This is a genomic window from Geobacillus sp. Manikaran-105, assembly GCF_002809955.1.
In the GTDB taxonomy this organism is placed as follows: Bacteria; Bacillota; Bacilli; order Bacillales; family Anoxybacillaceae; genus Geobacillus; species Geobacillus thermophilus.
The window spans coordinates 1-22,545 of record NZ_PIJG01000018.1 but is presented as its reverse complement, the minus strand read 5'-3'; the positions used below and the strand labels follow the sequence as shown (position 1 = coordinate 22,545).

The following is a 22,545-nucleotide window of genomic DNA, read 5'->3' as shown; positions in this document are numbered from 1 at the left end:
TCCCTCCTCCTTTATTTAATAAAAGTATAAAAGTTTTGCCGATTTGTAAATACACTTTCTAAAAAGTCAGACCTCTTTTCTGTTTGCTGACCATCGTTTTTTCCGCTTTTTTATACCGTTGTTCGTACTTTGCAAACATAGAAATGTTCACAAGCAGACCGAGCGAAGCCATGGTCAGGACAAGCGACGTTCCCCCATAGCTGACGAGCGGCAGCGGCACCCCTGTAATCGGAATAAGGCCAACGACCCCACCAACGTTAATGAACGTTTGAAAGCCGATCATGACGGAGATGCCGATCGCAAGCAGGCTCCCAAACGCATCGTGGGAGCGGCGGGCAATCCAAAGCCCGCGCAGCACGATAAACGCCAATAACCCAAGCGTGAACGCTACACCAAATAAGCCGAGCTCTTCGGCGATGACCGCCATAATAAAATCGGTGTGCGACTCTGGCAGGTAGCCGTATTTTTGAATGCCTTTGCCAAGCCCCACTCCTTTCAGCCCGCCAAGCCCGATCGCCAAATACGAATTGACGAGCTGATAGCCGTCCGTATCCGCATATTGAAACGGATCCAAAAAACTGTAAAGGCGCGACAACCGTTCGTCCGAAAAAATCTTTTTGCCCATGAACGGAAGCCAAAGCGGCGACAGCATCACGGCGATCAAAGCGAAAAAGAGCAGCTGCTTGAAAAGCAACGTGAGGCGCAGTCCAGACGAAAGAATGATGCACACCGCGATGACAAAAACGATAAACGCCGTGCCGAAGTCCGGCTGAATGGCGATCAACGCACAAATAAACAGCGTATAGTAAATGGGGAATAAATTGCTTTTCACCGGCTCAGCCAGCCGTTTCCGCTTGTTGGCAAACGCCGCCGACAAGTACAAAATCAGGCCGAGCTTGGCCAGCTCCGCCGGCTGGATGGAAAGCGCCCCAACGCGAAACCAGCTTGTCGCATTGTTGACCGTATGGCCAAGGAACGCAACCGCGATCAGCATCAGCGGGGAAACGAAGAAAACGAATTTCACGAATCGTTCTTTTCGCCACACTTTATACGGAATAATAGCCATCATGGCAAAGGCAGCGAGCGCGGCGATGAGCCAATGCTTTTGCCGCTCATAAAAATAGTCGCTCGGCACCTCAAAACGGATGACGGCCGTCACCATGCTCGCGCTGTACACCATAATCAGGCCGAACAACGACAGCATAATGACCGCGGCCATGAGCGGATAATCGTAACATTTCAACACTTTCTTCCGTAATTGTCGATCCATCGTCCCTCTTCCCTGTTTGCACGTATGTACATAAATCATTCGCAGCAGCGCGCCGATTTCCTGCCCAAAAACAGAAAAACTCAAACGACGGCAGGCCAATCGTTTGAGTTGCCATGTATCGTTATCGTACGCGCTTTTTTGTCACTGCTTCATGCAATGCGGAAAGCTCGCGCTCAAGCCGGTCAAGGAGCGCCTTTCCGTCTTTGGCCTCCACAAGCCCGAGGCGCACCGCAAAGTCGATTTCCCGCGACAAGCCGAACATTTGCGTGTCCAACACTTCCTCATAGAGCGGACATTGCGGCATCGTCAAATGATCCATTTGCACGCGGATGAGCTGAATAATTTTTTCCGCATCGGCTTGCAGCAGCGCGTACGCCTTTTCGCGATAGCCCATCGATTCGTCCGTCACATCGATCCCTCCGTTCTCTCCCCTATCCTTCTTTAAATCTTAACGTGAAACAAGCCATTTTGCAAGTTGAAACCATTGACAGCAATCCGGCTTGGAACATGACAAACGCTTTATTTATTATTATACTAAAAACAGCGGCAACATGCAGAGGAGAGGGTGTCTTGATGAGCGATATTATCATGCTGACGGGAAAGGTCAACTTTACGATTACGCTCGACCCTGGCGTCTGGATTTTCGATGACCGAAAAGTCGATTTGGACACGTATTTTTCGCATCCGAAACCGGATCAGGCCGAGGCAGGGCAAGAGGAAGAAGAAATCAAAAAGTGGTCGGCGTTTTGGGACCGGGAAATTCAGGAGGGGGCCGTCTTTCCGCCCACATTGAAAACCGAGCGGCGTTTTTTGAAGGAGAAAATCATCACCGGTTCGTTCGGCATGCCGTTTGCTCCGTTTTTGCAAAACGCTGAACCGCACGAAGACGCTTCCGAACTTGTCGTCGTGACGGAAAGCGGGGAAACGGTGATCCCGCTCGACAAAGCATACGATTTGATTTTTGCTTTTTCTAAAAACGGAAAGCCGCTGCGCGATGACGGTCCGGTGCACATTTATTTCGGCGACGGCTCGAACCGCGAAGCGCCGATTACCCATGTGCGCCAGCTCATCGTCCGCTGACCAGACGCTCCGTCAAGAGGACGTCCGGTTTTCGGTCGGCCGTGAGGGGCCGCCATTCCTGTTCGTTCGCGTGACGCAGGATTGGCAGCCTCCCAAGCGGCCGGTTGGAAGACGAGGGCTAAAGCAAGTCGGCAGCGAGCTGGGCGAGCGCGGAACGCTCTCCTTTGACAAGGCGGATATGACCGGCGATTTTTTGGTCTTTGAATTTCTCGACCACATACGTCAAGCCGTTGTTGTATTCATCCAAATATGGATGGTCGATCTGTTCCGGATCGCCCATTAAAATGATTTTGCTTTTTTCGCCGACGCGCGTCAAAATCGTCTTCACTTCATGCTTTGTCAAGTTTTGCGCCTCATCAATAATGATGAACTGCTCCGGCAGGCTGCGGCCGCGAATGTAGGTGAGCGCCTCGACTTCAATCGAGCTCATGCCGGCTAAAATGGCGTCCAATTCCCCCGGCTTTTTCGTGTTGAACAAATACTCAAGGTTGTCAAAAATCGGCTGCATCCACGGGCGCAGCTTTTCTTCCTTTTCCCCGGGCAAAAAGCCGAGGTCTTTCCCCATCGGCACGATCGGGCGCGCGACAAGCAGCTTTTTGTACGTGCGCAAGTCTTCAGTCTGCATGAGCCCGGCAGCAAGCGCGAGCAGCGTTTTCCCGGTTCCAGCCTTGCCGATTAACGTCACGAGCGGAATATCGTCGCGCATAAGCAGCTCAAACGCCATCGTTTGCTGCACGTTGCGCGGGCGAATGCCCCATATATGCTCATGATGAAAAATCAGCTTCTTCACCTTTTTGCCGTTTTGGTCGACGATGCCAATCGCCGAAGCTGAACTGCCGAATGCGTCTTTCATAATAATAAACTGATTCGGGTAAAACGGGTGATCAGCGATATCGGCCAACACGAGCTCCCCTTTATCATAAAACCGTTGCAGGTGATCCCTCCCTATGTACAGTTCCAAAAACCCGGTGTAAATATGGTCGACGTCAACGACGCGGTCGCTTAAGAAGTCTTCGGCCTGCAGCCCGATGGCATCCGCTTTCACGCGCACGAGCGCATCTTTGCTCACCAAAATGACCGAACGTCCGTCCTCTTTCGCTTGTTCCTCAAGCGATAAGTTTTTCGCCACCGCCAAAATGCGGTTGTCGTTCGTTTTTTCGACAAAAATTTCCTGAAGCTGATGGAATGAACGGTGGTTCAGTTCAATGCGCAGCACCCCTCCGTTTTCAAGCGGAATTTTCTCGTGCAACTTGCCGTTCTCGCGCAGGCGGTCGATCAGCTTCGACACCTGGCGGGCGTTTCTCCCGACCTCATCCATATACCGCTTTTTCGAATCCACTTCCTCCAGGACGACAGCCGGAATGACGACCTCGTTGTCCTCGAACGAAAAAATTGAATACGGGTCTTGCAAGAGGACGTTTGTATCAAGCACATAGATTTTCTTTCCCAAATTCCGCTTCCCCCTAGCGTCCGTTTTTCGCCTTGTATACCGGATGGGAATGGCTGTGGTATAGCATATGAAAAAATGTATAAAGATAGAAGGATTTTTGCAAAATAAAGTCAAAAAAGCAGAGGTGGGCAAAGATGAAGAAAACACTCGGATGGCTGGCCGCCTTCTCCCTTCTTCTTTTAGGCGGATGCAATGTTGGAAACAGCAATGAAGCAAACGATGGGGACCGTTCGCTTGTGCGCGTCAGAAATACGGTTGATGAGCAGGTAGAAAATAAATCGGGCCAGGAGATCGCCCGCCGGATTGCGGAGATCGCGAACCGTGTGCCGAACGTTCACGATGCTACCGCGATCGTTGTGGGCAAGTACGCCATCGTCGGCATTGACGTCGGCGCCAATGTCGACGCCTCACGCGTCGGCACGATCAAATATTCCGTTGCAGAAGCGCTGCAAAAAGACCCGTACGGCGCCAACGCAATTATTATCGCCGATCCGGACCTTTACACGCGCGTGCGCAACATCGGCCGGCAAATTGATGAGGGGCGGCCGGTGCAGGCATTCATGAACGAAATCGCCGACATCGTTGGACGGGTGATGCCGGAAGTGCCAAGCGACCTGTTTGAAACGACGCCAAATCCGACCGAAGAAAACGACGGGCAGTTGAACAACCAAGAGGAACGGCAGTTGAACGAACGTCAAGAAAAGCAGTCCAACCACCACTTAAACCGCTAAACGATTCTGCTGCGCTGTGGTATAATGGATCGGGAGGGGCATTTTCGATCTTAATGACAGCCGGAGAAGCTTTAGCGTGACAGAGAACCGAACAACGAGCCGCCTTCCGGACAAATCAATTTGTCTGGAAGGCGGTGTTGTTCGGCCGCTCGCCAGTCGAAAAATAAAAAACGTTAAAGTTTCAACGTGCATTGATATAGTTGTTGAGGTGAACCATGAGAGTCAAATGCGTGCTTTGCGAACAAATTGACACGATCGACGATGAATCGCCGCTCGCCAAACGGCTTCGCAACCGCCCGATCCATACGTACATGTGCCGTCAATGTCATGACCGCATTGCGGAAAAAACACGGATGCGGCTGGCGACAGGAAAATTCCGCTTCTATCGCGGCAACCGCACCGATGACGATTGGTAACCAAAAACCGGCACTGAGAAGCGGCCGCTTTCCAGTGCCGGTTTTGCTTTTTTATTTCTTTATGATCCGTACTTCTCGGGCTCGGCTTCGATCTGCCGCCATATCGCTTCCGCCAGCTCCACAGGGAAATGAGCCGTCTTTGTTTCCCCGCCGCACCTATATTCAACAACGTACCGCCCGCTCGCTTCGTCTTTGGCGGCCTTCACCGCCGTCACGCCGAAGTTGTTTTCCAAGATAGCCAGAAAAAACGACGCCGTGTCGCGCGCCGCCTCATCGTGCGGGCGGGCGGCGGCGACAATTTCGATTGTCAGCCAGTTGTAAAGAGCGTCTTGCACCGATTTCATGGCTTTTCTCCCTCTTTCGCCTGCCTGAGGCGGATTTTGTAAATGAGCAATACGAGCGCGGCGACCGCCAATCCTTCCGCCACAGGCAAAAAAACAGCGAAAAACGTTAACACCGTGCAGCCGAGCGCCAGCAAGACGTAAATGACGGCGCTTTTCAACAGCGGCAGCCGGCGGGCAAAACCGAGACGGTAAACAAGCGCCGCCAGCAGCAAAACCGTGGCGTACAGCAGCCACATGCCGCGCTCGGGATTGCCGTCAACGTCATAAAGCGAGGCGAAAAACGTCAGCCGTTCCAGCACGTTCATACTGTTCCCTCCCGTTCACCCGAATGGCCCGCCAAAACGCAGCCCTGTTTTGTTTCCTCTCAAGCGCCGCGCGGCAGAAGCATGCACACGCCGGCGCATCCAGGGCTTTCCCGGTTAGCCAAAGGCATGCCGCTTCTATTTTGCCTGTTGCGCCGCTTTCTTTCTCTTCTCCGCTTTTTCGCGCTCGCTTTTGCTTAAGATTTTTTTGCGCAAACGAATGGAAACCGGCGTCACTTCACAATATTCATCGTCGTTCAAATACTCAAGCGCCTCTTCCAACGTCAGCAGGCGCGGCTTTTTCATCGTCACCGTCTGCTCTTTCGTCGATGAGCGCACATTCGTAACATGCTTCTCGCGGCAAATGTTGACGACAAGGTCGTTTTCCCGGTTGTGCTCGCCGACGATCATTCCTTCGTACACTTCTGTGCCCGGCTCGACAAAAATCGTGCCGCGGTCCTCAAGCTGCATAATGCTGTACGCTGTCGCCTTGCCGGTTTCCATCGAGACGAGCACCCCTTGGCGGCGGCCTCCGATCGCGCCAGCCTGCATGGGAGCGTAATGGTCAAATGAATGGTTTAAAATGCCATACCCACGCGTCAGCGACATAAATTCGCTTCGATAGCCGATCAACCCGCGCGACGGCACAAGAAAGACGAGGCGCACTTGTCCGTTGTCTCCATGCACCATATCGGCGAGTTCACCTTTGCGGCTGCCAAGCGATTCCATAACAGCGCCGGTATACTCTTCCGGAACGTCGATCACGACTCGTTCAATCGGTTCGCACAAAACGCCATCGATCTCTTTGACAATAACTTCCGGCTTCGATACTTGCAGTTCATACCCTTCTCGGCGCATGCTTTCAATTAGAATGGCTAAATGAAGCTCGCCGCGTCCGGAAACGATCCATGCATCCGGCGAATCGGTCGGCTCGACGCGCAGGCTGACATCGGTCTCAAGCTGGGTGAGCAGCCGCTCTTCCAACTTCCGTGCCGTCACATATTTGCCTTCGCGCCCGGCAAACGGGCTGTTGTTGACAAGAAAGGTCATTTTCAGCGTCGGCTCATCAATATGAAGCGGCGGCAACGGTTCCTGGCGGTCCGGCGGACAAACGGTCTCGCCGACGTTAATGTCTTCCATTCCCGCAACAGCCACGATGTCGCCGGCGTGGGCTTCTTCAATCTCGATCCGCTTTAAGCCAATAAAGCCGAACAACTTTGTGACGCGGAACTGTCTCACGGTGCCGTCGCGCTTCAATAAGGCGACTTGCTGGCCGGTTTTCATCGTGCCGCGGAAAATGCGCCCGATGCCGATGCGGCCCACGTATTCGTTATAATCGAGCAGGGCCACCTGGAATTGCAACGGTTCATCGCGATTGTCCGCCGGCGCCGGAATATGCTCGATGATCGTCTCAAACAAGGCGGTCATGTCCCCGCCTTGCCGGTCCGGGTCAAGGCTTGATGTTCCGCGAAGCGCCGATGTGTACACGACCGGAAACTCAAGCTGCTCCTCCGAAGCGCCGAGTTCAATAAACAAGTCGATCACTTCATCGACGACTTCCGCCGGACGGGCAAACTCGCGGTCGATTTTGTTGACGACGACAATCGGCACAAGCTGCTGCTCAAGCGCTTTTTTGAGCACAAACCGCGTTTGCGGCATGCAGCCTTCGTACGCATCGACGACAAGCAAGACGCCGTCAACAAGGCGCATGATCCGCTCCACTTCCCCGCCGAAATCGGCGTGCCCCGGTGTATCCAAAATGTTGATGCGCGTCCCTTTATACAACACAGCAGTATTTTTGGCTAAAATCGTAATGCCGCGCTCACGCTCCAAATCGTTGCGATCAAGCGCCCGCTCCTCGACTTGTTCGTTTTCGCGGAATGTCCCCGACTGCCGGAGCAGTTGGTCGACGAGCGTCGTTTTTCCATGGTCGACGTGGGCGATGATCGCGATATTGCGAAGATCGATTCGTTTGTTCGTCAATGTCGGTCACTCCTGTTCGGCAAACTGCTTGTCTATTATATCACAACCGATAGAAAATCGGCATGTTTTCCGGTACGCTAGAAAAAGACGCCTCATTTTCCGAGAAAGGAGTCAAGCGGATGAAACGCATCGAACCTGTGCCGCTGCTACTCGCCATCCTCGCTGTCGCCGCCGTCATGGCGATCGGCGTTTTCATCGCTGAGCAAAGCGCAACCGGCATCGCCGTCTCGACGCTCACGTTTATCGCCATCATGGGCGCCGGGTTCGTTCGCAAAAAGCGGATGCGCGAATAAAAAAACGGGACTGATCCGAAAACGCACTCGCATTTTGGATCAGCCCCTTTTCTTGCCGCAGCCTCCTTCTCGTCAGCCCCGAAGGTAGCGCTGCAAAATTTCCTCATGCACGCCCGGCTTGGCGGCAAGCACAGAGCTGCGGTTGAGCAGATCGATCGGCTTTCCGTCGAGGTTCGTCATGATTCCGCCCGCCTCTTCAATTAAAATCATCCCGCCGGCAAAATCCCACGGCGACAGGCGCGGCGAAATGTAGGCGTCCAAGCGGCCGGCTGCGACATAGGCGAGCTCGAGCGCCGCCGACCCGTACGAACGCGTGCCGCGCGCATCTTTGGCCAGCCTCACGAGTGGACGATGGTCGAGACGTTTATTTTCCATGAGCCATGTGCCATTAATGGCGATGATCGATTCCGCCACCGGTGCCGGCTGCAAGCGGCCGAGCGGCTCGCCGTTCAAAAACAGCCCCTTCCCTTTTTGCGCGGTATACAGCTCGTCAAAGACAACGTCATACACATAGCCAAGCTGGCCGACGCCATCTTCGAAAATGCCGACCGACACGGCAAAGTGGCGCCGCTGATGGACAAAGTTCATCGTTCCGTCAATCGGGTCAATGACCCATACAACGCCGTCCAATGCGGCCAGCTCATCACCGAACCCTTCTTCGCCCAACAGGCGATGGCCGGGAAATTGGCGGCGGATGTGCTCGGCGAAAAACTGCTCAATGCCGCGGTCGACGTTCGACACCAAGTCGTTGCGGTTTTCCTTCGTTTCCACAGTCAGCGGCTCCGCAAACGAGGCGCGGATGCGCTGTCCCGCTTCTGCAATCCATTGCCGGGCATACTGGTCGATCTCTTCCCATTTTCCTGCCATGTCTATTCCTCCCGCTTTTATTATGTACGCAGCAGCCGGAAAGGGGTGGGCACCGCTCAAGAAAAAAACGAACCGCAAAGATGGTTCGCCTTAAAAATGGTCATACTTGAAGGCGCATCAGTTCTTGGCGCAGCTTTTCAAGCCGCCGTTTGCATTCTCTTTTCTTTTCTTCATCGTTTTCCATCATGGCTTCATACAGCGTCGCCAATTCATAATCAAGTTCGAGCCGCAACACCGCCATGCGTTTGTCTCCGTCTGGCCGTTTCAGCGAATTGGCGGTTTTTTTCATCTTCGTCCGCACCCCTTTCTCGATCATCCGCTAAACTTCCGGCGCCCCTCACGGAATGTGCTGCTTCGTTTTGTTTTATATTATATTATGTGGAAAAAGGGGTGTATGCAACTAATTTGTGCGTTTACCTACCGCGTTTCGCCCGCTTGGCCCGATGTGAATCCAGTCACCGTTTTTTGCCTCTTTCATCTGCTTGATGACCGCGTACGATGAATAGCCGCTTTCTTTTTCAAACTCGGCATACAGCCGGTTTTCCTCGCTTTTCGACGGGACGATCTCTTTGAAACGGCGGTATATCTCCATTAATTCTTCGCGTTTCATCCCCCGCTCATACGCCGTTTCGACCGCCGTAAAAAATTTAATGACATCAATGATTTCTTGCGTCGACCAATCATACGAAAACGGGTACGAATAGCCCATTGTTTCACCTCCGCCGTTAGTTTGCCCAACGGCGCCGAATTTGTTCCGCCTCGCCGATCATGCGGGCAAACAGTTCAGCGACCGACGGAATGTCGTGAATAAGCCCAATCGCCTGTCCGGCCCAAGCGAACCCTTCATCCACCTTCCCTTCGTAAATAAAGCGCCGATTCGCCTCTCCGCTAATGTATTCTTTCAAATCGTCATACGTGCCGCCTTGGCGCTCAATTTCCAATATTTTTTCTGTCCACTTGTTGGCAATTGCCCGCCCCGGCGCTCCGAGCGACCGTTTGATGACCACTGTGTCATGCTCACTGGCGTTCACGATCATGTCTTTGTATATCGGATGGGCGTGAACGCATTCTTTCGTGGCGATAAACCGCGTGCCCATTTCAATTCCTTCCGCTCCAAGCGCCAGCGCCGCCATAAGCCCGCGCCCGTCGGCGATCCCGCCCGAAGCGATGACCGGAATCGATACGGAATCAACGACTTTCGGGATGAGGACGAACGTGCCGGTGTCATATTTGCCAAGGTGGCCGCCCCCTTCCTGCCCGACGACCATCACCGCATCGGCGCCAAGCTCTTCCGCTTTGACCGCTTGGCGAACAGCTGCGACAAGCACTAATGTTTTGACGTTCGTTCCTTTCAGCAGTTCAAAAAACGGCGCCGGATTGCCGCCTGTGACCGAGACGACCGGCACGCCCTCATCAAGCGCCGCCTCAAGCATATGAGCGAACGGGCGGCCGTGCTGGCCGATGGCAAAATTAACTCCAAACGGCCGGTCCGTCTTTTCTTTCACTTTGCGGATTTCCTCGCGCAAGCGCTCCGGGCTTTCAAGCGACATCGCCGTAATTTGGCCGAGCCCGCCGGCGTTGGAGACGGCGGCGGCCAAGTCGGCGTACGCCAGATAGGCTAATCCCCCTTGAATGATTGGATATGTAATGCCGAGCAACTCGGTCACTCTCGTGTTCCATTCCATCGATTCATTCCCCCTTTTGATGTTATCCTTCTTTTACTTCTTGTTTTGATCGCCATTCTCCTTTTTTGGTGCAACATTCTTTTCTTCTTTGCAAACGAACAAATAAATGCTATAATGCATTTGTTTTATTTTTAAGGTAAAGAGGTGTGGGGAACCATTGTCACAACTCGAAACACCATTGTTTACCGGACTGTTGGAGCATATGAAAAAAAATCCGGTTCAATTTCACATCCCCGGCCATAAAAAAGGGGCCGGCATGGATCCGGAGTTTCGCGCCTTCATCGGAGAAAACGCCTTGGCGATCGATTTAATCAACATCAGTCCGCTCGACGATTTGCATCATCCGAAAGGGATGATCAAACGTGCACAGGAGCTCGCCGCCGAAGCGTTCGGCGCCGATTACACGTTTTTCTCAGTGCAAGGGACGAGCGGGGCGATCATGACGATGGTCATGTCGGTCGCCGGACCGGGCGATAAAATTATTGTGCCGCGCAACGTCCATAAATCGGTCATGTCTGCAATCGTCTTTTCTGGGGCGACGCCGATTTTCATCCATCCGGAAATTGACAAGGAGCTCGGTATTTCCCACGGCATTACGCCACAGGCAGTGGAAAAAGCGCTCCACCAACACCCGGATGCCAAAGGGGTGCTCGTCATCAACCCGACGTATTTTGGCATTGCCGGCGATTTGAAAAAAATCGTCGAGATCGCCCACTCGTACAACGTTCCGGTGCTTGTCGACGAAGCGCACGGCGTGCACATTCATTTTCATGAGGACTTGCCGCTCTCCGCGATGCAAGCCGGGGCCGATATGGCGGCGACAAGCGTCCATAAGCTCGGCGGATCGCTGACGCAAAGCTCGATTTTAAATGTGCGCGAAGGGCTCGTCTCCGCGAAGCACGTGCAAGCGATCTTAAGCATGTTGACGACGACGTCGACGTCGTATTTGTTGCTCGCTTCGCTCGATGTCGCCCGCAAACAGCTGGCGACGAAAGGGCGGGAGCTCATTGACAAGGCGATCCGCCTCGCGGAATGGACACGGCGGCAAATCAACGAAATTCCATATTTGTACTGCGTCGGTGAAGAAATTTTAGGCACGGAAGCGACGTACGACTACGATCCAACGAAGCTGATCATCTCCGTCAAGGAGCTCGGCTTGACCGGCCATGATGTCGAACAATGGCTCCGCGAAACGTATAACATCGAAGTGGAGCTTTCGGATTTGTATAACATTTTGTGCATCATCACGCCAGGCGACAGCGAGCGGGAAGCCGGGCTGCTCGTTTCGGCCCTCCGCCGCCTGTCGGACGAGTTCAGCCATCAGGCGGAAAAAGGAGTCAAACCGAAAGTGCTGCTTCCGGATATCCCGGCCTTAGCCTTGACGCCGCGCGACGCCTTTTATGCAGAAACAGAAGTCGTGCCGTTTCACGAGTCAGCCGGACGGATCATCGCGGAATTTGTGATGGTGTATCCGCCGGGCATCCCGATTTTTATTCCCGGTGAAATCATTACGGAGGAAAATTTGAAGTATATCGAGACAAACTTGGCCGCCGGCCTGCCGGTGCAAGGCCCTGAGGACGATACGCTGCAGACGTTTCGCGTCATCAAAGAATATAAGCCGATTCGTTGAATGCACAAGCCGGTTTTCCCGGCTTGTTTTTTTGGGCCAAAATCAACGGCGCGCATGTGCTTTACCCCACATGCGCGCCTATCCGTTCCTTCCCCCGTTTGTTTGCCCGCCTTATTCTTTTTCTCCGTCCTCGCGGTCATGACCGCAGCAATCGCATTTCCCGTAAAGCGTTGTCACTTTTTCATCTTCAAAATACGCAATTGTCGCTTCACACGTTTGGCATACGATCGTGCCCATCCCCAAAACCCCTTTATGATGATAAATGTTGTTGTTGGTTTTATAATAATATATCATATTTAGATTGTCAATCCCAATTTGTATGTCACATTTCGAATTATGACGGCTCTTTTATGACACCAAACTTTTTCACCGCAGTCCGGAAAAACATGGTACAATGAAGACGAGAGAGACAAAAAGATGGCGAAAGGAGAGAAGGGCGTTGAATGCAAGCCTAAAGCTGCCGGGGGGAAAATCGATCAGCATCGAGGAAATCAAACAGTTGCTCGAACGTTACCGAGCCGCGCTGCGCAAAACGGGGGAGCAGCTTGGATGGGCGTACGAGCAGGCAGCCTTTCCATACACGGTGCATGAACGCGACCACGTTCTTTATTTGCAAGGCGACGGACGCTTATACAAAGGGATGGCCATTGCCGTGCGGACAGCCGGAGAAGAAACATGGATTGAGCTGGCATTGGCGCCGGGAGCAACGCACGGGGACAAAGGAAAAGCAAACGAATTCAGCAAATGGATGGCCAAAACGCTTGGCGGCGAACTGCGTTTATTCAGCGGCCGGACGATGTCGTTCGGCCGCGCGTAAACAGCGGCATGGGACCGCTGTTTTTTGTTCGCCGAACCGCGCCGCTTCCGCACCCAAGGGACAGATCATGGAATAGATTGCCATATGAAATGCTGGCCGGCAAAATACACCGCCGCCGTGGCAGCTGTTGTAAGGAGCGCTTTGCGCGTCGCCAAGCCGAGCTGGCGCGCCAGTAAAAACGCTATGTACATGAAGACGCACAACATCAAGCCGCGGAAAAACGGCCGGTCCCGCCCCGACAGCCACTCGATCAAGGAAAAACTGCTCCAAATCATCATTTGCAGCAAAAAGGCGACATACGCTTTCATCATTTCCATCTCCTGCTTTTCTTTACCATAACGATATGAAACGAAAGCGGAAAATAGTATGAAAAACAGGACAAGAAATGCGTCATTTCCGCATGATAAGAAAAACGACCGGGCCAAGCCCGGTCGTTTCACAGTTACTTCGTAATGATATGAATCGGTGTGCCAAGCGCCACTTCCGCCGCTTCCATGGCGATTTCGCCAAGCGTCGGATGGGCATGGATCGTCAAAGCGATGTCTTCCGCCGTCATGCCGGCTTCAATGGCGAGCCCAAGCTCGGCGATCATGTCAGAAGCATTTGGACCGATGATTTGCGCACCAATGACGACGCCGTCCTCTTTGCGGACAACGAGCTTCAAGAAGCCGTCCGTATCGTTCAGCGCCAAGGCGCGGCCGTTGGCAGCAAACGGGAATTTCGCGGCAATGACGTCAATGCCCTCGTCTTTCGCCTGCTGCTCAAAATAGCCGACCGACGCGCATTCCGGATCGGAGAAGACAACGGCTGGAATGGCCACGTAATCGACTGCCGACGGATGGCCGGCGATGGCTTCCGCAGCCACTTTTCCTTCATACGACGCTTTATGGGCGAGCGCCGGACCTGGAACGATGTCGCCGATCGCAAAAATGTTCGGCACGCTCGTGCGGCATTGATGATCGACTTCGATCAAGCCGCGGTCTGTCATTTTCACGCCGAGCTGCTCGAGCCCAAGCTCGTCCGTATTCGGCCGGCGGCCGACGGTGACGAGCACATAGTCGGCGTCAATCGTTTTCGTTTCGCCATTCGCCTCATACGTGACCGTGACGCCGTCTTCGCGTTCTTCGGCCCCTTTCGCCAATGCGTTCGTCACGACTTCAACGCCTTTTTTCTTCAGGCGCTTCTTGATGATGGCGGCCATTTGCTTCTCAAAACCGGACAAAATTTCGCCGGCCCCTTCTAAAATGGTCACTTTCGTCCCAAAGTTGGCGTAAGCCGTACCGAGTTCGATGCCAATATAGCCGCCGCCGATGACCACGAGCGATTTCGGCACTTCCCCAAGGTTGAGAGCTCCCGTCGAGTCAAGAATGCGGTTGGAAAACTTGAAGTTCGGCAGCTCAATCGGGCGCGAGCCGGTGGCGATAATCGCGTTTTTGAACGTATACGTCTGCGCGCTGTCGCCGTTGACGACACGCACCGTATTGGCGTCGACAAAATACGCTTCCCCTTTGACGATCTCTACTTTGTTTCCTTTTAACAGCCCTTCGACGCCGCCCGTTAATTTTTTCACGACGCTTGCTTTCCATTCTTGCACTTTGGCAAAATCGACGGTGACGTTCTCCGCCTTAATGCCCATTTCTTCGGAATGCTTCGCCTGCTCATAGCGGTGGCTTGCGGAGATCAGCGCCTTTGACGGGATGCAGCCAACATTTAAGCAGACGCCGCCTAAATTGCCCTTTTCCACAATCGTCACTTTTTGTCCGAGCTGCGCGGCGCGGATGGCGGCGACATACCCGCCAGGACCGGCGCCGACGACAAGCGTTTCCGTTTCAATTGCAAAATCGCCAACTACCATCGTTTTACGCCTCCATTAGTAATAATTCTGGGTCACTCAACAGCCGTTTGATATGGTTGAGCGCTTTTTGCGCTGTCGCCCCGTCGATCATCCGGTGGTCAAAGCTGAGCGAGAGCGCCAGCATCGGGGCAGCGACAATTTCACCGTCACGGACGATCGGCTTTTCCGCAATGCGGCCGATGCCAAGAATCGCCACTTCCGGATGGTTGATGACCGGGGTAAACCATTGCCCGCCGGCCGAACCGATGTTTGTAATCGTGCACGAAGCGCCTTTCATTTCTCCCGGCGTCAGTTTGCCGTCGCGCGCTTTCTCGGCGAGCTCATTGATTTCTTGCGCCAAGGCGAAAATCGGCTTGCGATCGGCATGTTTAATGACCGGCACAAGCAAGCCGCGGTCCGTATCAGCGGCGATGCCGATATTGTAATAATGCTTCTGGATGATTTCTTCCGTCTCATCATCAATGGACGTATTCAACACTGGGTATTCACGCAGCGCGGAAACGAGCGCTTTGACGACGTACGGCAAAAACGTCAGCTTGATGCCTTTTTCCGCGGCAATAGCCTTGAATTTTTTCCGGTGAGCAACAAGCTTCGTCACATCGGCTTCGTCCATCAGCGTCACGTGCGGAGCGGTATGTTTGGAATGCACCATCGCTTTGGCAATCGCCCGACGGATGCCGCTCATTTTCTCGCGCGTTTCCGGGAATTCGCCTTCTGGCGCCGCCGGTTTCGCTGCCGCCGGCGCCGCTTTTTCCTCCGCTGCGGCCGGTGCCGGTTTTGCGCCGCCGGCAAGGAAAGCGTCAATATCTTCTTTCAGGACGCGGCCGTTTTTGCCCGTTCCTTGGACAAGCCGAATATCGACGCCTTTTTCGCGCGCATACTTGCGCACGGACGGCATGGCGATGACGCGGCGGTTCGGGTCAGCCTCCGCTTCAGCTGCCGGTGCATTGGGAGCGACAGCGTCAACCTTTTCCTCTTTCGACACCGTTTCCGTTTTTTCCTCTTTTTTCGCTTCTTCTTGCTCTTGTCCTTTAAACGTCATGTTTTCATAACCCGGCGCATCGAGCGTGATGAGCGTTTGCCCGACCGTTGCCACTGTTCCCTCCGGGACGAGGATTTCAAGCACTTTCCCTTTGACCGGGGAGGGAATTTCGACAACCGCCTTGTCATTTTGCACTTCGCACAATACATCGTCTTCGTTCACTTCATCGCCCGGTTTCACAAACCATTTGACAATTTCACCTTCGTGGATGCCTTCGCCAATGTCCGGCAGCTTAAATTCAAAAGCCACTGTCTGTCTACCTCCTATCGTTTGCCGAAAATGGGCGGGGGAAGGCGTTCCGCTCCCCCGAATTTGTCCGCTGTTAGAAGTTCATCACTTTTTTCGCCGTTTCGATTACATCTTTAAAGTTCGGCAGCCATACCGATTCCGCCTGAGCAAACGGATAGACCGTGTCCGGAGCGGCCACGCGCAACACCGGCGCCTCAAGGCTTAAGATGGCGCGTTCGTTAATCTCCGCCACGACGTTGGCGGCGATGCCAGCCTGCCGTTGCGCTTCTTGAACGACAATGGCGCGGCCCGTTTTTTCGACCGAACCGATGATCGTTTCAATATCGAGCGGCTGCACGGTGCGCAAGTCGACGACTTCGGCAGAAATGCCTTCCTTCTCTAATTCTGCCGCCGCTTTTAACGATTCATGCACCATGGCGCCGTACGCGATGATCGTGATGTCTTTTCCTTCCCGCTTAATGTCCGCCTTGCCGATCGGAATCGTGTATTCCCCTTCCGGCACTTCCTGACGGAACGAACGGTACAGCTTCAAATGTTCAAGGAAAATGACCGGGTCGTTGTCGCGAATCGCCGAGATGAGCAGCCCTTTCGCATCATACGGCGTCGACGGAATGACAACCTTCAAGCCTGGCTGTTGGGCGACAAGCCCTTCCAAGCTGTCTGAGTGCAACTCCGGCGTATGGACGCCGCCGCCAAACGGAGAACGGATCGTAATCGGCATATGGTAGCGTCCGCCCGTACGATAGCGGATGCGCGCCATTTGCCCGCAAATCGAATCCATCGCTTCATACACGAAGCCGAAAAACTGGATTTCCGGCACCGGGCGAAACCCTTGCAGCGCCAAACCGATCGCCAAGCCGCCGATTCCTGATTCGGCGAGCGGCGTGTCAAAAACGCGATCTTCGCCAAATTCGGCCTGCAGCCCTTCCGTCGCCCGGAATACGCCGCCGTTGACCCCAACGTCTTCCCCGAAAATGAGCACGTTCGGATCATTTTTCAACTCGATGCGCAGCGCATCGGTGATCGCCTGAACCATTGTCATTTGCGCCATGGCTTACTTCGACTCCTTCTCTTTGTAAATTTCATACTGCTCCTTCAAATTGAACGGCAGTTCTTCAAACATGATGCTGATCAAGTCGGTTACTTTTTGCTTCGGCGTTTCGTCCGCTTTCTTGATCGCTTCTTTAATCTCTTCTTTTGCCTGTTCAATAACGTTGTTTTCTTCTTCTTCGCTCCACAAGCCTTTCGCCTCTAAAAACTTGCGGAAACGCACGAGTGGGTCTTTCTTCGCCCATTCGTTTTCCAACTCTTTCGAACGATAGCGCGTTGGATCGTCACCGGACATCGTATGCGGGCCATAGCGGAAGCAGAGCGTTTCAATGAGCGTCGGCCCTTCGCCGTTAATGGCGCGCTCGCGAGCAGCTTTGACCGCTGCGTAGACCGCAAGCGGGTCCATGCCGTCAACTTGAATGCCCGGAATGCCGGCGGCGACTGCTTTTTGCGCCAATGTTTTGGCAACGGTTTGCTTTTCGACCGGCGTCGAGATGGCAAAGCGGTTGTTTTGCACGACAAAGATGGCCGGCGCCTTAAACGCCCCCGCAAAGTTGATCCCTTCGTAGAAATCGCCTTGCGACGTGCCGCCGTCGCCCGTATATGTAATCGCCACTGCTTTTTTGCCCCGCATTTTCAAGCCGAGCGCCACACCAGCTGCTTGGATGTATTGGGCGCCGATAATGATTTGCGGCGGCAGGACGTTTACGCCTTCTGGAATTTGGTTGCCATGGAAATGGCCGCGCGAGAACAAAAACGCCTGATACAGCGGAAGCCCATGCCAAATGATTTGCGGAACGTCGCGGTATCCCGGCAAAATAAAATCTTCTTTTTCCAATGCAAAATGGCTGGCAATTTGGCTCGCTTCCTGCCCGGCGGTCGGCGCATAAAACCCGAGTCTCCCTTGGCGGTTCAACGAAATGGAGCGCTGGTCAAGAATGCGCGTATACACCATGCGGCGCATCAGCTCTTTCAGCTGCTCATCGCTCAGCTCCGGCATCGCCTCTTCATTGACGACTTCTCCTTCCTCATTCAAAATTTGAAATGTCGGGAACTGCTCGGCTACTTTCTCGAGCTGCTCCGCAAATGGGAATTGGAAGGTCTTTACACCCATCTTGTTCACCTCTGCCTTTCATCAAGAAATTTGGAAATCAGGCTGTCTTCATCCATATACTATTAATGTACCCAAAAGAAAGAAGAAATAAAAAGCAGCCGCCGCTTGGCGCAACGGAAACCGAAAACGGCGCCGACATCTGTATTACTATTTTTTATATCCTCATTAACACAGCATCTGTTCGCAAGTTTTAGTTTACACTTTATTTTTCACGCCGTCAACGACTTTGATTTTCCGTTGCTTTCCCTTTTGTCTCCTGGTTGTATTTGGAATCAGGAACATTCCTGAAAACATCTGTTATATTACATCGAAACAACACTGTATTAATTCTGTATTATATTTTTCGGGAAATGCAAAACGCAATGTCCGTTCACGTTATTGACAGCGCTTTCTTAAGTTTCTTTTCCGATTATTCCTTATACGCCGATAATATCTCCAGACGGCCGCATTTTCATTTACGGCGCACAGGCATTTTTGTTAGACTAACACTGTAGACCGCGATGCGAGAGACAGGAGTGAAAAGGCGAATGATCACCATGAAAGATATCATTAAAGAAGGGCATCCGACGCTGCGGAAAGTGGCTGAGCCCGTTCCGCTGCCGCCTACAGAGGAAGACAAACGCATTTTGCAAAGCTTGCTTGACTATGTGAAAATGAGCCAAGATCCGGAACTGGCGGCCAAATACGGCCTGCGGCCCGGCATCGGCCTCGCCGCTCCGCAAATCAACGTCTCCAAACGGATGATTGCCGTCCATGTCACTGATGAAAACGGAACGCTGTACAGCTATGCCTTGTTCAATCCGAAAATCGTCAGCCACTCTGTGCAGCAATGTTATTTGACGACGGGGGAAGGCTGCCTGTCGGTCGACCGTGATGTGCCCGGATACGTACCGCGCTATGCCCGCATCACGGTCACCGGCACGACGCTCGACGGCGAGGAAGTCACCTTGCGCCTCAAAGGATTGCCAGCCATCGTCTTCCAGCATGAAATCGACCATTTAAACGGCATTATGTTTTATGACCGCATCAATCCGGACGACCCGTTCCAAGTACCAGACGGGGCGATCCCGATCGGGCGCTGAACCGTGGCCGGCCATGCCAAACAGCCGCCCCGCCGAATGAGCGGCGGGGCGGCTGTTTATGGAATCAATTGCAATTGTTTCAATCCGTACCATATGCCTTCTTCACTGACCGGTTTCGTTACAAAATCGGCGACCCGTTTCACTTCCTCATGGGCATTTCCCATCGCCACGCCGGTTCCGACGAACGACAACATTTCAATGTCGTTCAGCCCATCGCCGAACGCATACACATCGCCTTTGTCAATCCCGAGCTTCTCAATCATCAGGCGGATCCCCTCCGCTTTCGATCCCCCTGCCGGCAGCACATCGGTCGACACATCGTGCCAGCGGACAAAACGGAATTCTGGATAATTGCGCACGTACGGTTCTTCTTCTGCGGCGCGGCAAAACAGCAGCGCTTGGTAAATGTCATTGTTTTCGTAATAAAGGGGATCGACAGGCGGGTGGGAAAACTTCAAGCTTCCCATGCTGACATGAATGTGCGGATGGTCGCCGACGCTCGCCCTCATTTCCTCCGCGTCCATAAAGACGAGCGGATGACCGTTGCGGTGGGCGTCCTCAGCCAACGTCCGCACTTTCTCGCGGCGGAGCGGACGCTTATGCAGGACAGTTCCTTCAAAAACGACGTATTGCCCGTTGAAGCTGACGAACGAGTCGATCCCAAGCTGGCGGCGTACATCCGCAAACATAAACGGCGCCCGGCCGGTGGCGATGGCGACATAGACGCCGGCCTGTTTTAGCTGACGGATCGCCTCAACGGTTGATGGCGGCAGCTGTTTTTGTTCATCAAGCAGCGTGCCGTCAATGTCGAAAAACACGATTTTTCTGCCCACGTTCTCTTCTCCTTGCCGAAAATGTATTCACTGTTTACCGTACTGAAAAACAATTGGAATGTCAACCGAAAGACACGGCTCGTTCCATTTTTACCCATGAAAAACAAGCCTCCACCTACATAACATATATAATAGAAACATTTACTTTCGTCGCAAATTGAGTACAATAAAAAGTAAGGAGTGATGAAAAATGTTGAAAAAGCTGAAAAAAAAGCTGCTTCAACAGTGGAAAGATTTGCTCCGGAAAAAATTGATCGCCTAACTGTTCCAACAACAGCCCTTCGGACGGAAGGGCTTCTTTCCCACTTTGGCGAATGAAACGGCCAAAATCCGTCAAAGATGATACGTACCGTCGGCACACCTCCCGCCTGTTTTTTGCTTTTGAACGACAAAAAACATGAAAACGGGGTTGCATTTTTATATAATGGAAAAGCAATCATTGTACGATAAGGAGAGATTCGGTCATGATTTTCAAAGTGTTTTACCAAGACAACGCGGAAGAGGTGCCCGTGAGAGAAAAAACGAAAACACTCTACATTGAAGCAGAATCAGAGCGGGAAGTACGCCAAAAGCTGCAAAACCGTCCGATCAATATCGAGTATATTCAGCCGTTAGAGGGGGCGCATTTGGAGTACGAAAAGAAAAGCGCTAATTTTCAAGTATTGGAGATCTCATCATGAAACTATTAACGGATCAGCAAGTCGGTGTGTTTGCCCTCGGCGGACTGGGTGAAATCGGGAAAAATACATATGGCGTACAATTTCAAGACGAAATTATTGTGATTGACGCGGGCATCAAGTTTCCAGAAGACGAATTGCTCGGCATCGACTACGTCATCCCGGACTATTCGTATTTAGTCAAGCACGCGGAAAAAGTGAAAGGGCTGTTCATTACCCATGGGCATGAAGACCATATCGGCGGCATTCCGTATTTGCTCCGGCAGGTGAACATCCCGATTTACGGCGGCAAGCTGGCGCTCGGGCTCATCCGCAATAAACTCGAAGAGCACGGGTTGCTGCGTCAGGCAAAACTCATTGAAATTCGCGAAGAGGATGTCATTCGCTTCCAAAAAACAGCGGTCACTTTTTTCCGGACGACGCACAGCATTCCGGACAGCTACGGCATCGTCGTTAAAACGCCGGTTGGCCAAATCGTCCACACAGGAGACTTTAAATTCGACTTTACACCGGTCGGCGAACCGGCAAATTTGACAAAAATGGCAGAAATCGGGAAGGAAGGCGTGCTTTGCTTGCTCTCGGACAGCACGAACAGTGAAATTCCGCATTTCACGATGTCCGAGCGGCGCGTCGGCGAGAGCATCCACGACATTTTCCGCAAAGTGAACGGCCGGATTATTTTTGCAACGTTTGCGTCCAACATCCATCGGCTTCAACAAGTGACCGAAGCGGCGGTCGCCAACAACCGGAAAATCGCTGTCTTCGGCCGCAGCATGGAAGCGGCGATTGAAATCGGCCAAGAACTCGGTTACATCAAATGCCCAAAAGGCACGTTTGTTGACGCTAACGAAATCAACCGCCTGCCGGCCAATCGGGTGACGATTTTGTGCACCGGCAGCCAAGGCGAGCCGATGGCGGCGTTGTCGCGCATCGCCAACGGCACGCACCGGCAAATTCAAATCATCCCAGGCGACACGGTTGTTTTCTCCTCATCGCCAATTCCGGGCAACACCGTGAGCGTCAACCGGACGATCAACATGCTGTACAGAGCCGGTGCGGAAGTGATCCACGGCCCGCTTAACGACATCCATACGTCTGGCCACGGCGGGCAAGAAGAGCAAAAACTGATGATCCGGCTCATGAAGCCAAAATATTTCATGCCGATCCACGGCGAATACCGGATGCAAAAAATGCACGCCAAGCTCGCCATTGACTGCGGCGTGCCGGAGGAAAACTGCTTCATTATGGACAATGGCGAGGTGCTCGGCATCAGTGAACACGAGGCGCGCATCGTCGGCAAAATTCCGTCCGGCTCCGTTTATATTGACGGCAGCGGCGTCGGCGACATCGGCAACATCGTCTTGCGCGACCGCCGCATTTTGTCAGAGGAAGGACTCGTCATCGTTGTCGTCAGCATCAACATGAAAGAATTCAAAATCGCTGCCGGGCCAGATATTATCTCCCGCGGCTTCGTCTACATGCGCGAGTCAGGCGACTTGATCAGCGAGGCGCAGGCGCTCATTGCGAAACATCTCGAAAAAGTGCTTGAGCGGAAAACGAATCAATGGTCGGAAATTAAAAATGAAATCACCGAAACGCTCGCCCCGTTCTTGTATGAACGGACGAGACGGCGGCCAATGATTTTGCCGATTATTATGGAAATTTAACAAAAAAATGGGGCTGACCCAAAAGTCCGCCAAAAAGCGGACTTTTGGAGTCAGCCCTCTCTGGTTTTTGTATATTTTACCAAACGGAACAAAATTCCGACTCTGTTC

The 22,545-nt window shown here is 53.0% G+C and carries 27 protein-coding genes; 10 read left to right on the top strand and 17 right to left on the bottom strand.

Translation table 11 applies throughout. The features are described from left to right. Positions 1-58 precede the first annotated feature (58 nt). Complete coding sequence (locus CV945_RS07225; protein ID WP_100659465.1) at positions 59-1,270, bottom strand: FtsW/RodA/SpoVE family cell cycle protein; 1,212 nt, start codon at positions 1,268-1,270, stop codon at positions 59-61. Positions 1,271-1,391: 121 nt separating this feature from the next. Next, complete coding sequence (locus CV945_RS07220) at positions 1,392-1,679, bottom strand: Fpa/YlaN family protein (protein WP_033008511.1); 288 nt, start codon at positions 1,677-1,679, stop codon at positions 1,392-1,394. Between the two features lie 164 nt (positions 1,680-1,843). On the opposite strand from CV945_RS07220, the gene CV945_RS07215 reads away from it, so the two are divergent. Further along, positions 1,844-2,350 (top strand): hypothetical protein, encoded by a 507-nt coding sequence (locus CV945_RS07215; RefSeq protein WP_044742651.1) that lies wholly within the window; start codon positions 1,844-1,846, stop codon positions 2,348-2,350. Positions 2,351-2,468: 118 nt separating this feature from the next. Here CV945_RS07215 and CV945_RS07210 read toward each other — a convergent pair whose 3' ends face one another. Beyond that, the gene (locus CV945_RS07210; RefSeq protein WP_033008508.1) at positions 2,469-3,800 is read right to left on the bottom strand and encodes a PhoH family protein; all 1,332 of its coding nucleotides are present in this window, start codon (positions 3,798-3,800) and stop codon (positions 2,469-2,471) included. Between the two features lie 134 nt (positions 3,801-3,934). On the opposite strand from CV945_RS07210, the gene CV945_RS07205 reads away from it, so the two are divergent. Beyond that, entirely contained in the window at positions 3,935-4,531 is a 597-nt protein-coding gene (locus CV945_RS07205; RefSeq protein WP_044742650.1) for a YhcN/YlaJ family sporulation lipoprotein, read from the top strand. Positions 4,532-4,746: 215 nt separating this feature from the next. Beyond that, a complete protein-coding gene (locus CV945_RS07200; RefSeq protein ID WP_044742649.1) occupies positions 4,747-4,947 on the top strand; it encodes a YlaI family protein in 201 nt (66 codons plus the stop codon). A gap of 59 nt (positions 4,948-5,006) precedes the next feature. Here the strand turns inward: CV945_RS07200 and CV945_RS07195 are convergent, their stop codons facing one another. The 3 genes from CV945_RS07195 to typA all read right to left on the bottom strand — a co-directional run bounded on the left by CV945_RS07195 (position 5,007) and on the right by typA (position 7,576). After that, a complete protein-coding gene (locus tag CV945_RS07195; RefSeq protein WP_033008503.1) occupies positions 5,007-5,291 on the bottom strand; it encodes a hypothetical protein in 285 nt (94 codons plus the stop codon). Continuing rightward, positions 5,288-5,596: a YlaH-like family protein gene (locus CV945_RS07190; RefSeq protein ID WP_033008502.1), complete on the bottom strand. Its 309-nt coding sequence runs from the start codon at positions 5,594-5,596 to the stop codon at positions 5,288-5,290. Before CV945_RS07190 ends, CV945_RS07195 begins: the two co-directional genes overlap by 4 nt. Positions 5,597-5,731: 135 nt before the next feature. Then, positions 5,732-7,576, bottom strand: a complete 1,845-nt coding sequence (typA, locus tag CV945_RS07185) for a translational GTPase TypA (RefSeq protein ID WP_100659464.1) — start codon at positions 7,574-7,576, stop codon at positions 5,732-5,734. Between the two features lie 119 nt (positions 7,577-7,695). On the opposite strand from typA, the gene CV945_RS17220 reads away from it, so the two are divergent. Further along, the gene (locus tag CV945_RS17220) at positions 7,696-7,869 is read left to right on the top strand and encodes a DUF5325 family protein (protein WP_158236218.1); all 174 of its coding nucleotides are present in this window, start codon (positions 7,696-7,698) and stop codon (positions 7,867-7,869) included. Between the two features lie 72 nt (positions 7,870-7,941). Here the strand turns inward: CV945_RS17220 and CV945_RS07180 are convergent, their stop codons facing one another. The 4 genes from CV945_RS07180 to CV945_RS07165 form a co-directional block, all read right to left on the bottom strand. After that, positions 7,942-8,736 carry an inositol monophosphatase family protein gene (locus CV945_RS07180; RefSeq protein WP_063330698.1) on the bottom strand — a complete coding sequence of 265 codons (795 nt, stop codon included), beginning with the start codon at positions 8,734-8,736 and terminating at the stop codon, positions 7,942-7,944. A 100-nt stretch (positions 8,737-8,836) separates the two neighbouring features. Further along, positions 8,837-9,052, bottom strand: a complete 216-nt coding sequence (locus CV945_RS07175) for a hypothetical protein (protein ID WP_171697956.1) — start codon at positions 9,050-9,052, stop codon at positions 8,837-8,839. Positions 9,053-9,136: 84 nt separating this feature from the next. Then, positions 9,137-9,445, bottom strand: coding sequence for a UPF0223 family protein (locus CV945_RS07170; RefSeq protein WP_047818080.1), 309 nt, complete (start codon positions 9,443-9,445; stop codon positions 9,137-9,139). Positions 9,446-9,461: 16 nt separating this feature from the next. Then, positions 9,462-10,421, bottom strand: coding sequence for an NAD(P)H-dependent flavin oxidoreductase (locus CV945_RS07165; RefSeq protein WP_033008497.1), 960 nt, complete (start codon positions 10,419-10,421; stop codon positions 9,462-9,464). A gap of 157 nt (positions 10,422-10,578) precedes the next feature. Between CV945_RS07165 and CV945_RS07160 the strand changes: the two genes are divergently transcribed. Beyond that, positions 10,579-12,051: an aminotransferase class I/II-fold pyridoxal phosphate-dependent enzyme gene (locus CV945_RS07160; protein WP_033008495.1), complete on the top strand. Its 1,473-nt coding sequence runs from the start codon at positions 10,579-10,581 to the stop codon at positions 12,049-12,051. 111 nt (positions 12,052-12,162) lie between these two features. On the opposite strand, the gene CV945_RS07155 is transcribed toward CV945_RS07160, so the two are convergent. Further along, on the bottom strand, positions 12,163-12,288 hold the full coding sequence (locus CV945_RS07155) for a GapA-binding peptide SR1P (protein ID WP_033008492.1): 126 nt from the start codon (positions 12,286-12,288) through the stop codon (positions 12,163-12,165). A gap of 202 nt (positions 12,289-12,490) precedes the next feature. Between CV945_RS07155 and CV945_RS07150 the strand changes: the two genes are divergently transcribed. Beyond that, positions 12,491-12,868: a DUF1885 family protein gene (locus CV945_RS07150; protein WP_033008491.1), complete on the top strand. Its 378-nt coding sequence runs from the start codon at positions 12,491-12,493 to the stop codon at positions 12,866-12,868. Between the two features lie 65 nt (positions 12,869-12,933). On the opposite strand, the gene CV945_RS07145 is transcribed toward CV945_RS07150, so the two are convergent. The 5 genes from CV945_RS07145 to pdhA form a co-directional block, all read right to left on the bottom strand. Beyond that, on the bottom strand, positions 12,934-13,176 hold the full coding sequence (locus tag CV945_RS07145) for a hypothetical protein (RefSeq protein WP_033008528.1): 243 nt from the start codon (positions 13,174-13,176) through the stop codon (positions 12,934-12,936). 134 nt (positions 13,177-13,310) lie between these two features. Further along, a complete protein-coding gene (gene lpdA / locus CV945_RS07140; RefSeq protein ID WP_050368463.1) occupies positions 13,311-14,723 on the bottom strand; it encodes a dihydrolipoyl dehydrogenase in 1,413 nt (470 codons plus the stop codon). Positions 14,724-14,727: 4 nt separating this feature from the next. Continuing rightward, complete coding sequence (locus CV945_RS07135; RefSeq protein WP_044741487.1) at positions 14,728-16,014, bottom strand: dihydrolipoamide acetyltransferase family protein; 1,287 nt, start codon at positions 16,012-16,014, stop codon at positions 14,728-14,730. Positions 16,015-16,087: 73 nt separating this feature from the next. After that, positions 16,088-17,065, bottom strand: a complete 978-nt coding sequence (pdhB, locus tag CV945_RS07130) for a pyruvate dehydrogenase complex E1 component subunit beta (protein WP_033008487.1) — start codon at positions 17,063-17,065, stop codon at positions 16,088-16,090. Positions 17,066-17,068: 3 nt separating this feature from the next. Next, positions 17,069-18,178 carry a pyruvate dehydrogenase (acetyl-transferring) E1 component subunit alpha gene (pdhA, locus tag CV945_RS07125; protein ID WP_033016215.1) on the bottom strand — a complete coding sequence of 370 codons (1,110 nt, stop codon included), beginning with the start codon at positions 18,176-18,178 and terminating at the stop codon, positions 17,069-17,071. 527 nt (positions 18,179-18,705) lie between these two features. On the opposite strand from pdhA, the gene def reads away from it, so the two are divergent. After that, positions 18,706-19,260: a peptide deformylase gene (gene def / locus CV945_RS07120; RefSeq protein WP_100659463.1), complete on the top strand. Its 555-nt coding sequence runs from the start codon at positions 18,706-18,708 to the stop codon at positions 19,258-19,260. A 56-nt stretch (positions 19,261-19,316) separates the two neighbouring features. Here the strand turns inward: def and CV945_RS07115 are convergent, their stop codons facing one another. Then, positions 19,317-20,093, bottom strand: coding sequence for a Cof-type HAD-IIB family hydrolase (locus CV945_RS07115; protein ID WP_033008483.1), 777 nt, complete (start codon positions 20,091-20,093; stop codon positions 19,317-19,319). A gap of 183 nt (positions 20,094-20,276) precedes the next feature. Between CV945_RS07115 and CV945_RS17755 the strand changes: the two genes are divergently transcribed. The 3 genes from CV945_RS17755 (at position 20,277) to rnjA (ending at position 22,437) form a co-directional block, all read left to right on the top strand. Next, entirely contained in the window at positions 20,277-20,411 is a 135-nt protein-coding gene (locus CV945_RS17755) for a hypothetical protein (RefSeq protein WP_255350129.1), read from the top strand. Between the two features lie 146 nt (positions 20,412-20,557). Then, positions 20,558-20,773, top strand: a complete 216-nt coding sequence (locus tag CV945_RS07110; protein WP_033008480.1) for a DNA-dependent RNA polymerase subunit epsilon — start codon at positions 20,558-20,560, stop codon at positions 20,771-20,773. Beyond that, positions 20,770-22,437 carry a ribonuclease J1 gene (gene rnjA / locus CV945_RS07105; protein ID WP_033008479.1) on the top strand — a complete coding sequence of 556 codons (1,668 nt, stop codon included), beginning with the start codon at positions 20,770-20,772 and terminating at the stop codon, positions 22,435-22,437. The genes CV945_RS07110 and rnjA overlap by 4 nt, the downstream gene beginning before the upstream one ends. Positions 22,438-22,545 lie beyond the last annotated feature (108 nt).

Bases quoted from the DNA above. Each gene is read 5' to 3' on its own strand.
- CV945_RS07190 (WP_033008502.1), bottom strand. From the start codon at position 5,596: ATGAACGTGCTGGAACGGCTGACGTTTTTCGCCTCGCTTTATGACGTT.
- CV945_RS07155 (WP_033008492.1), bottom strand. From the start codon at position 12,288: ATGGGCACGATCGTATGCCAAACGTGTGAAGCGACAATTGCGTATTTT.
- CV945_RS07175 (WP_171697956.1), bottom strand. From the start codon at position 9,052: ATGATCGAGAAAGGGGTGCGGACGAAGATGAAAAAAACCGCCAATTCG.
- CV945_RS07195 (WP_033008503.1), bottom strand. From the start codon at position 5,291: ATGAAATCGGTGCAAGACGCTCTTTACAACTGGCTGACAATCGAAATT.
- CV945_RS07200 (WP_044742649.1), top strand. From the start codon at position 4,747: ATGAGAGTCAAATGCGTGCTTTGCGAACAAATTGACACGATCGACGAT.
- CV945_RS07215 (WP_044742651.1), top strand. From the start codon at position 1,844: ATGAGCGATATTATCATGCTGACGGGAAAGGTCAACTTTACGATTACG.
- pdhB (WP_033008487.1), bottom strand. From the start codon at position 17,065: ATGGCGCAAATGACAATGGTTCAGGCGATCACCGATGCGCTGCGCATC.
- CV945_RS07145 (WP_033008528.1), bottom strand. From the start codon at position 13,176: ATGAAAGCGTATGTCGCCTTTTTGCTGCAAATGATGATTTGGAGCAGT.
- CV945_RS07165 (WP_033008497.1), bottom strand. From the start codon at position 10,421: ATGGAATGGAACACGAGAGTGACCGAGTTGCTCGGCATTACATATCCA.
- CV945_RS07170 (WP_047818080.1), bottom strand. From the start codon at position 9,445: ATGGGCTATTCGTACCCGTTTTCGTATGATTGGTCGACGCAAGAAATC.
- pdhA (WP_033016215.1), bottom strand. From the start codon at position 18,178: ATGGGTGTAAAGACCTTCCAATTCCCATTTGCGGAGCAGCTCGAGAAA.
- CV945_RS17220 (WP_158236218.1), top strand. From the start codon at position 7,696: ATGAAACGCATCGAACCTGTGCCGCTGCTACTCGCCATCCTCGCTGTC.
- CV945_RS07180 (WP_063330698.1), bottom strand. From the start codon at position 8,736: ATGGCAGGAAAATGGGAAGAGATCGACCAGTATGCCCGGCAATGGATT.
- rnjA (WP_033008479.1), top strand. From the start codon at position 20,770: ATGAAACTATTAACGGATCAGCAAGTCGGTGTGTTTGCCCTCGGCGGA.
- CV945_RS17755 (WP_255350129.1), top strand. From the start codon at position 20,277: ATGAAAAATGTTGAAAAAGCTGAAAAAAAAGCTGCTTCAACAGTGGAA.
- def (WP_100659463.1), top strand. From the start codon at position 18,706: ATGATCACCATGAAAGATATCATTAAAGAAGGGCATCCGACGCTGCGG.
- CV945_RS07205 (WP_044742650.1), top strand. From the start codon at position 3,935: ATGAAGAAAACACTCGGATGGCTGGCCGCCTTCTCCCTTCTTCTTTTA.
- CV945_RS07225 (WP_100659465.1), bottom strand. From the start codon at position 1,270: ATGGATCGACAATTACGGAAGAAAGTGTTGAAATGTTACGATTATCCG.
- CV945_RS07110 (WP_033008480.1), top strand. From the start codon at position 20,558: ATGATTTTCAAAGTGTTTTACCAAGACAACGCGGAAGAGGTGCCCGTG.
- lpdA (WP_050368463.1), bottom strand. From the start codon at position 14,723: ATGGTAGTTGGCGATTTTGCAATTGAAACGGAAACGCTTGTCGTCGGC.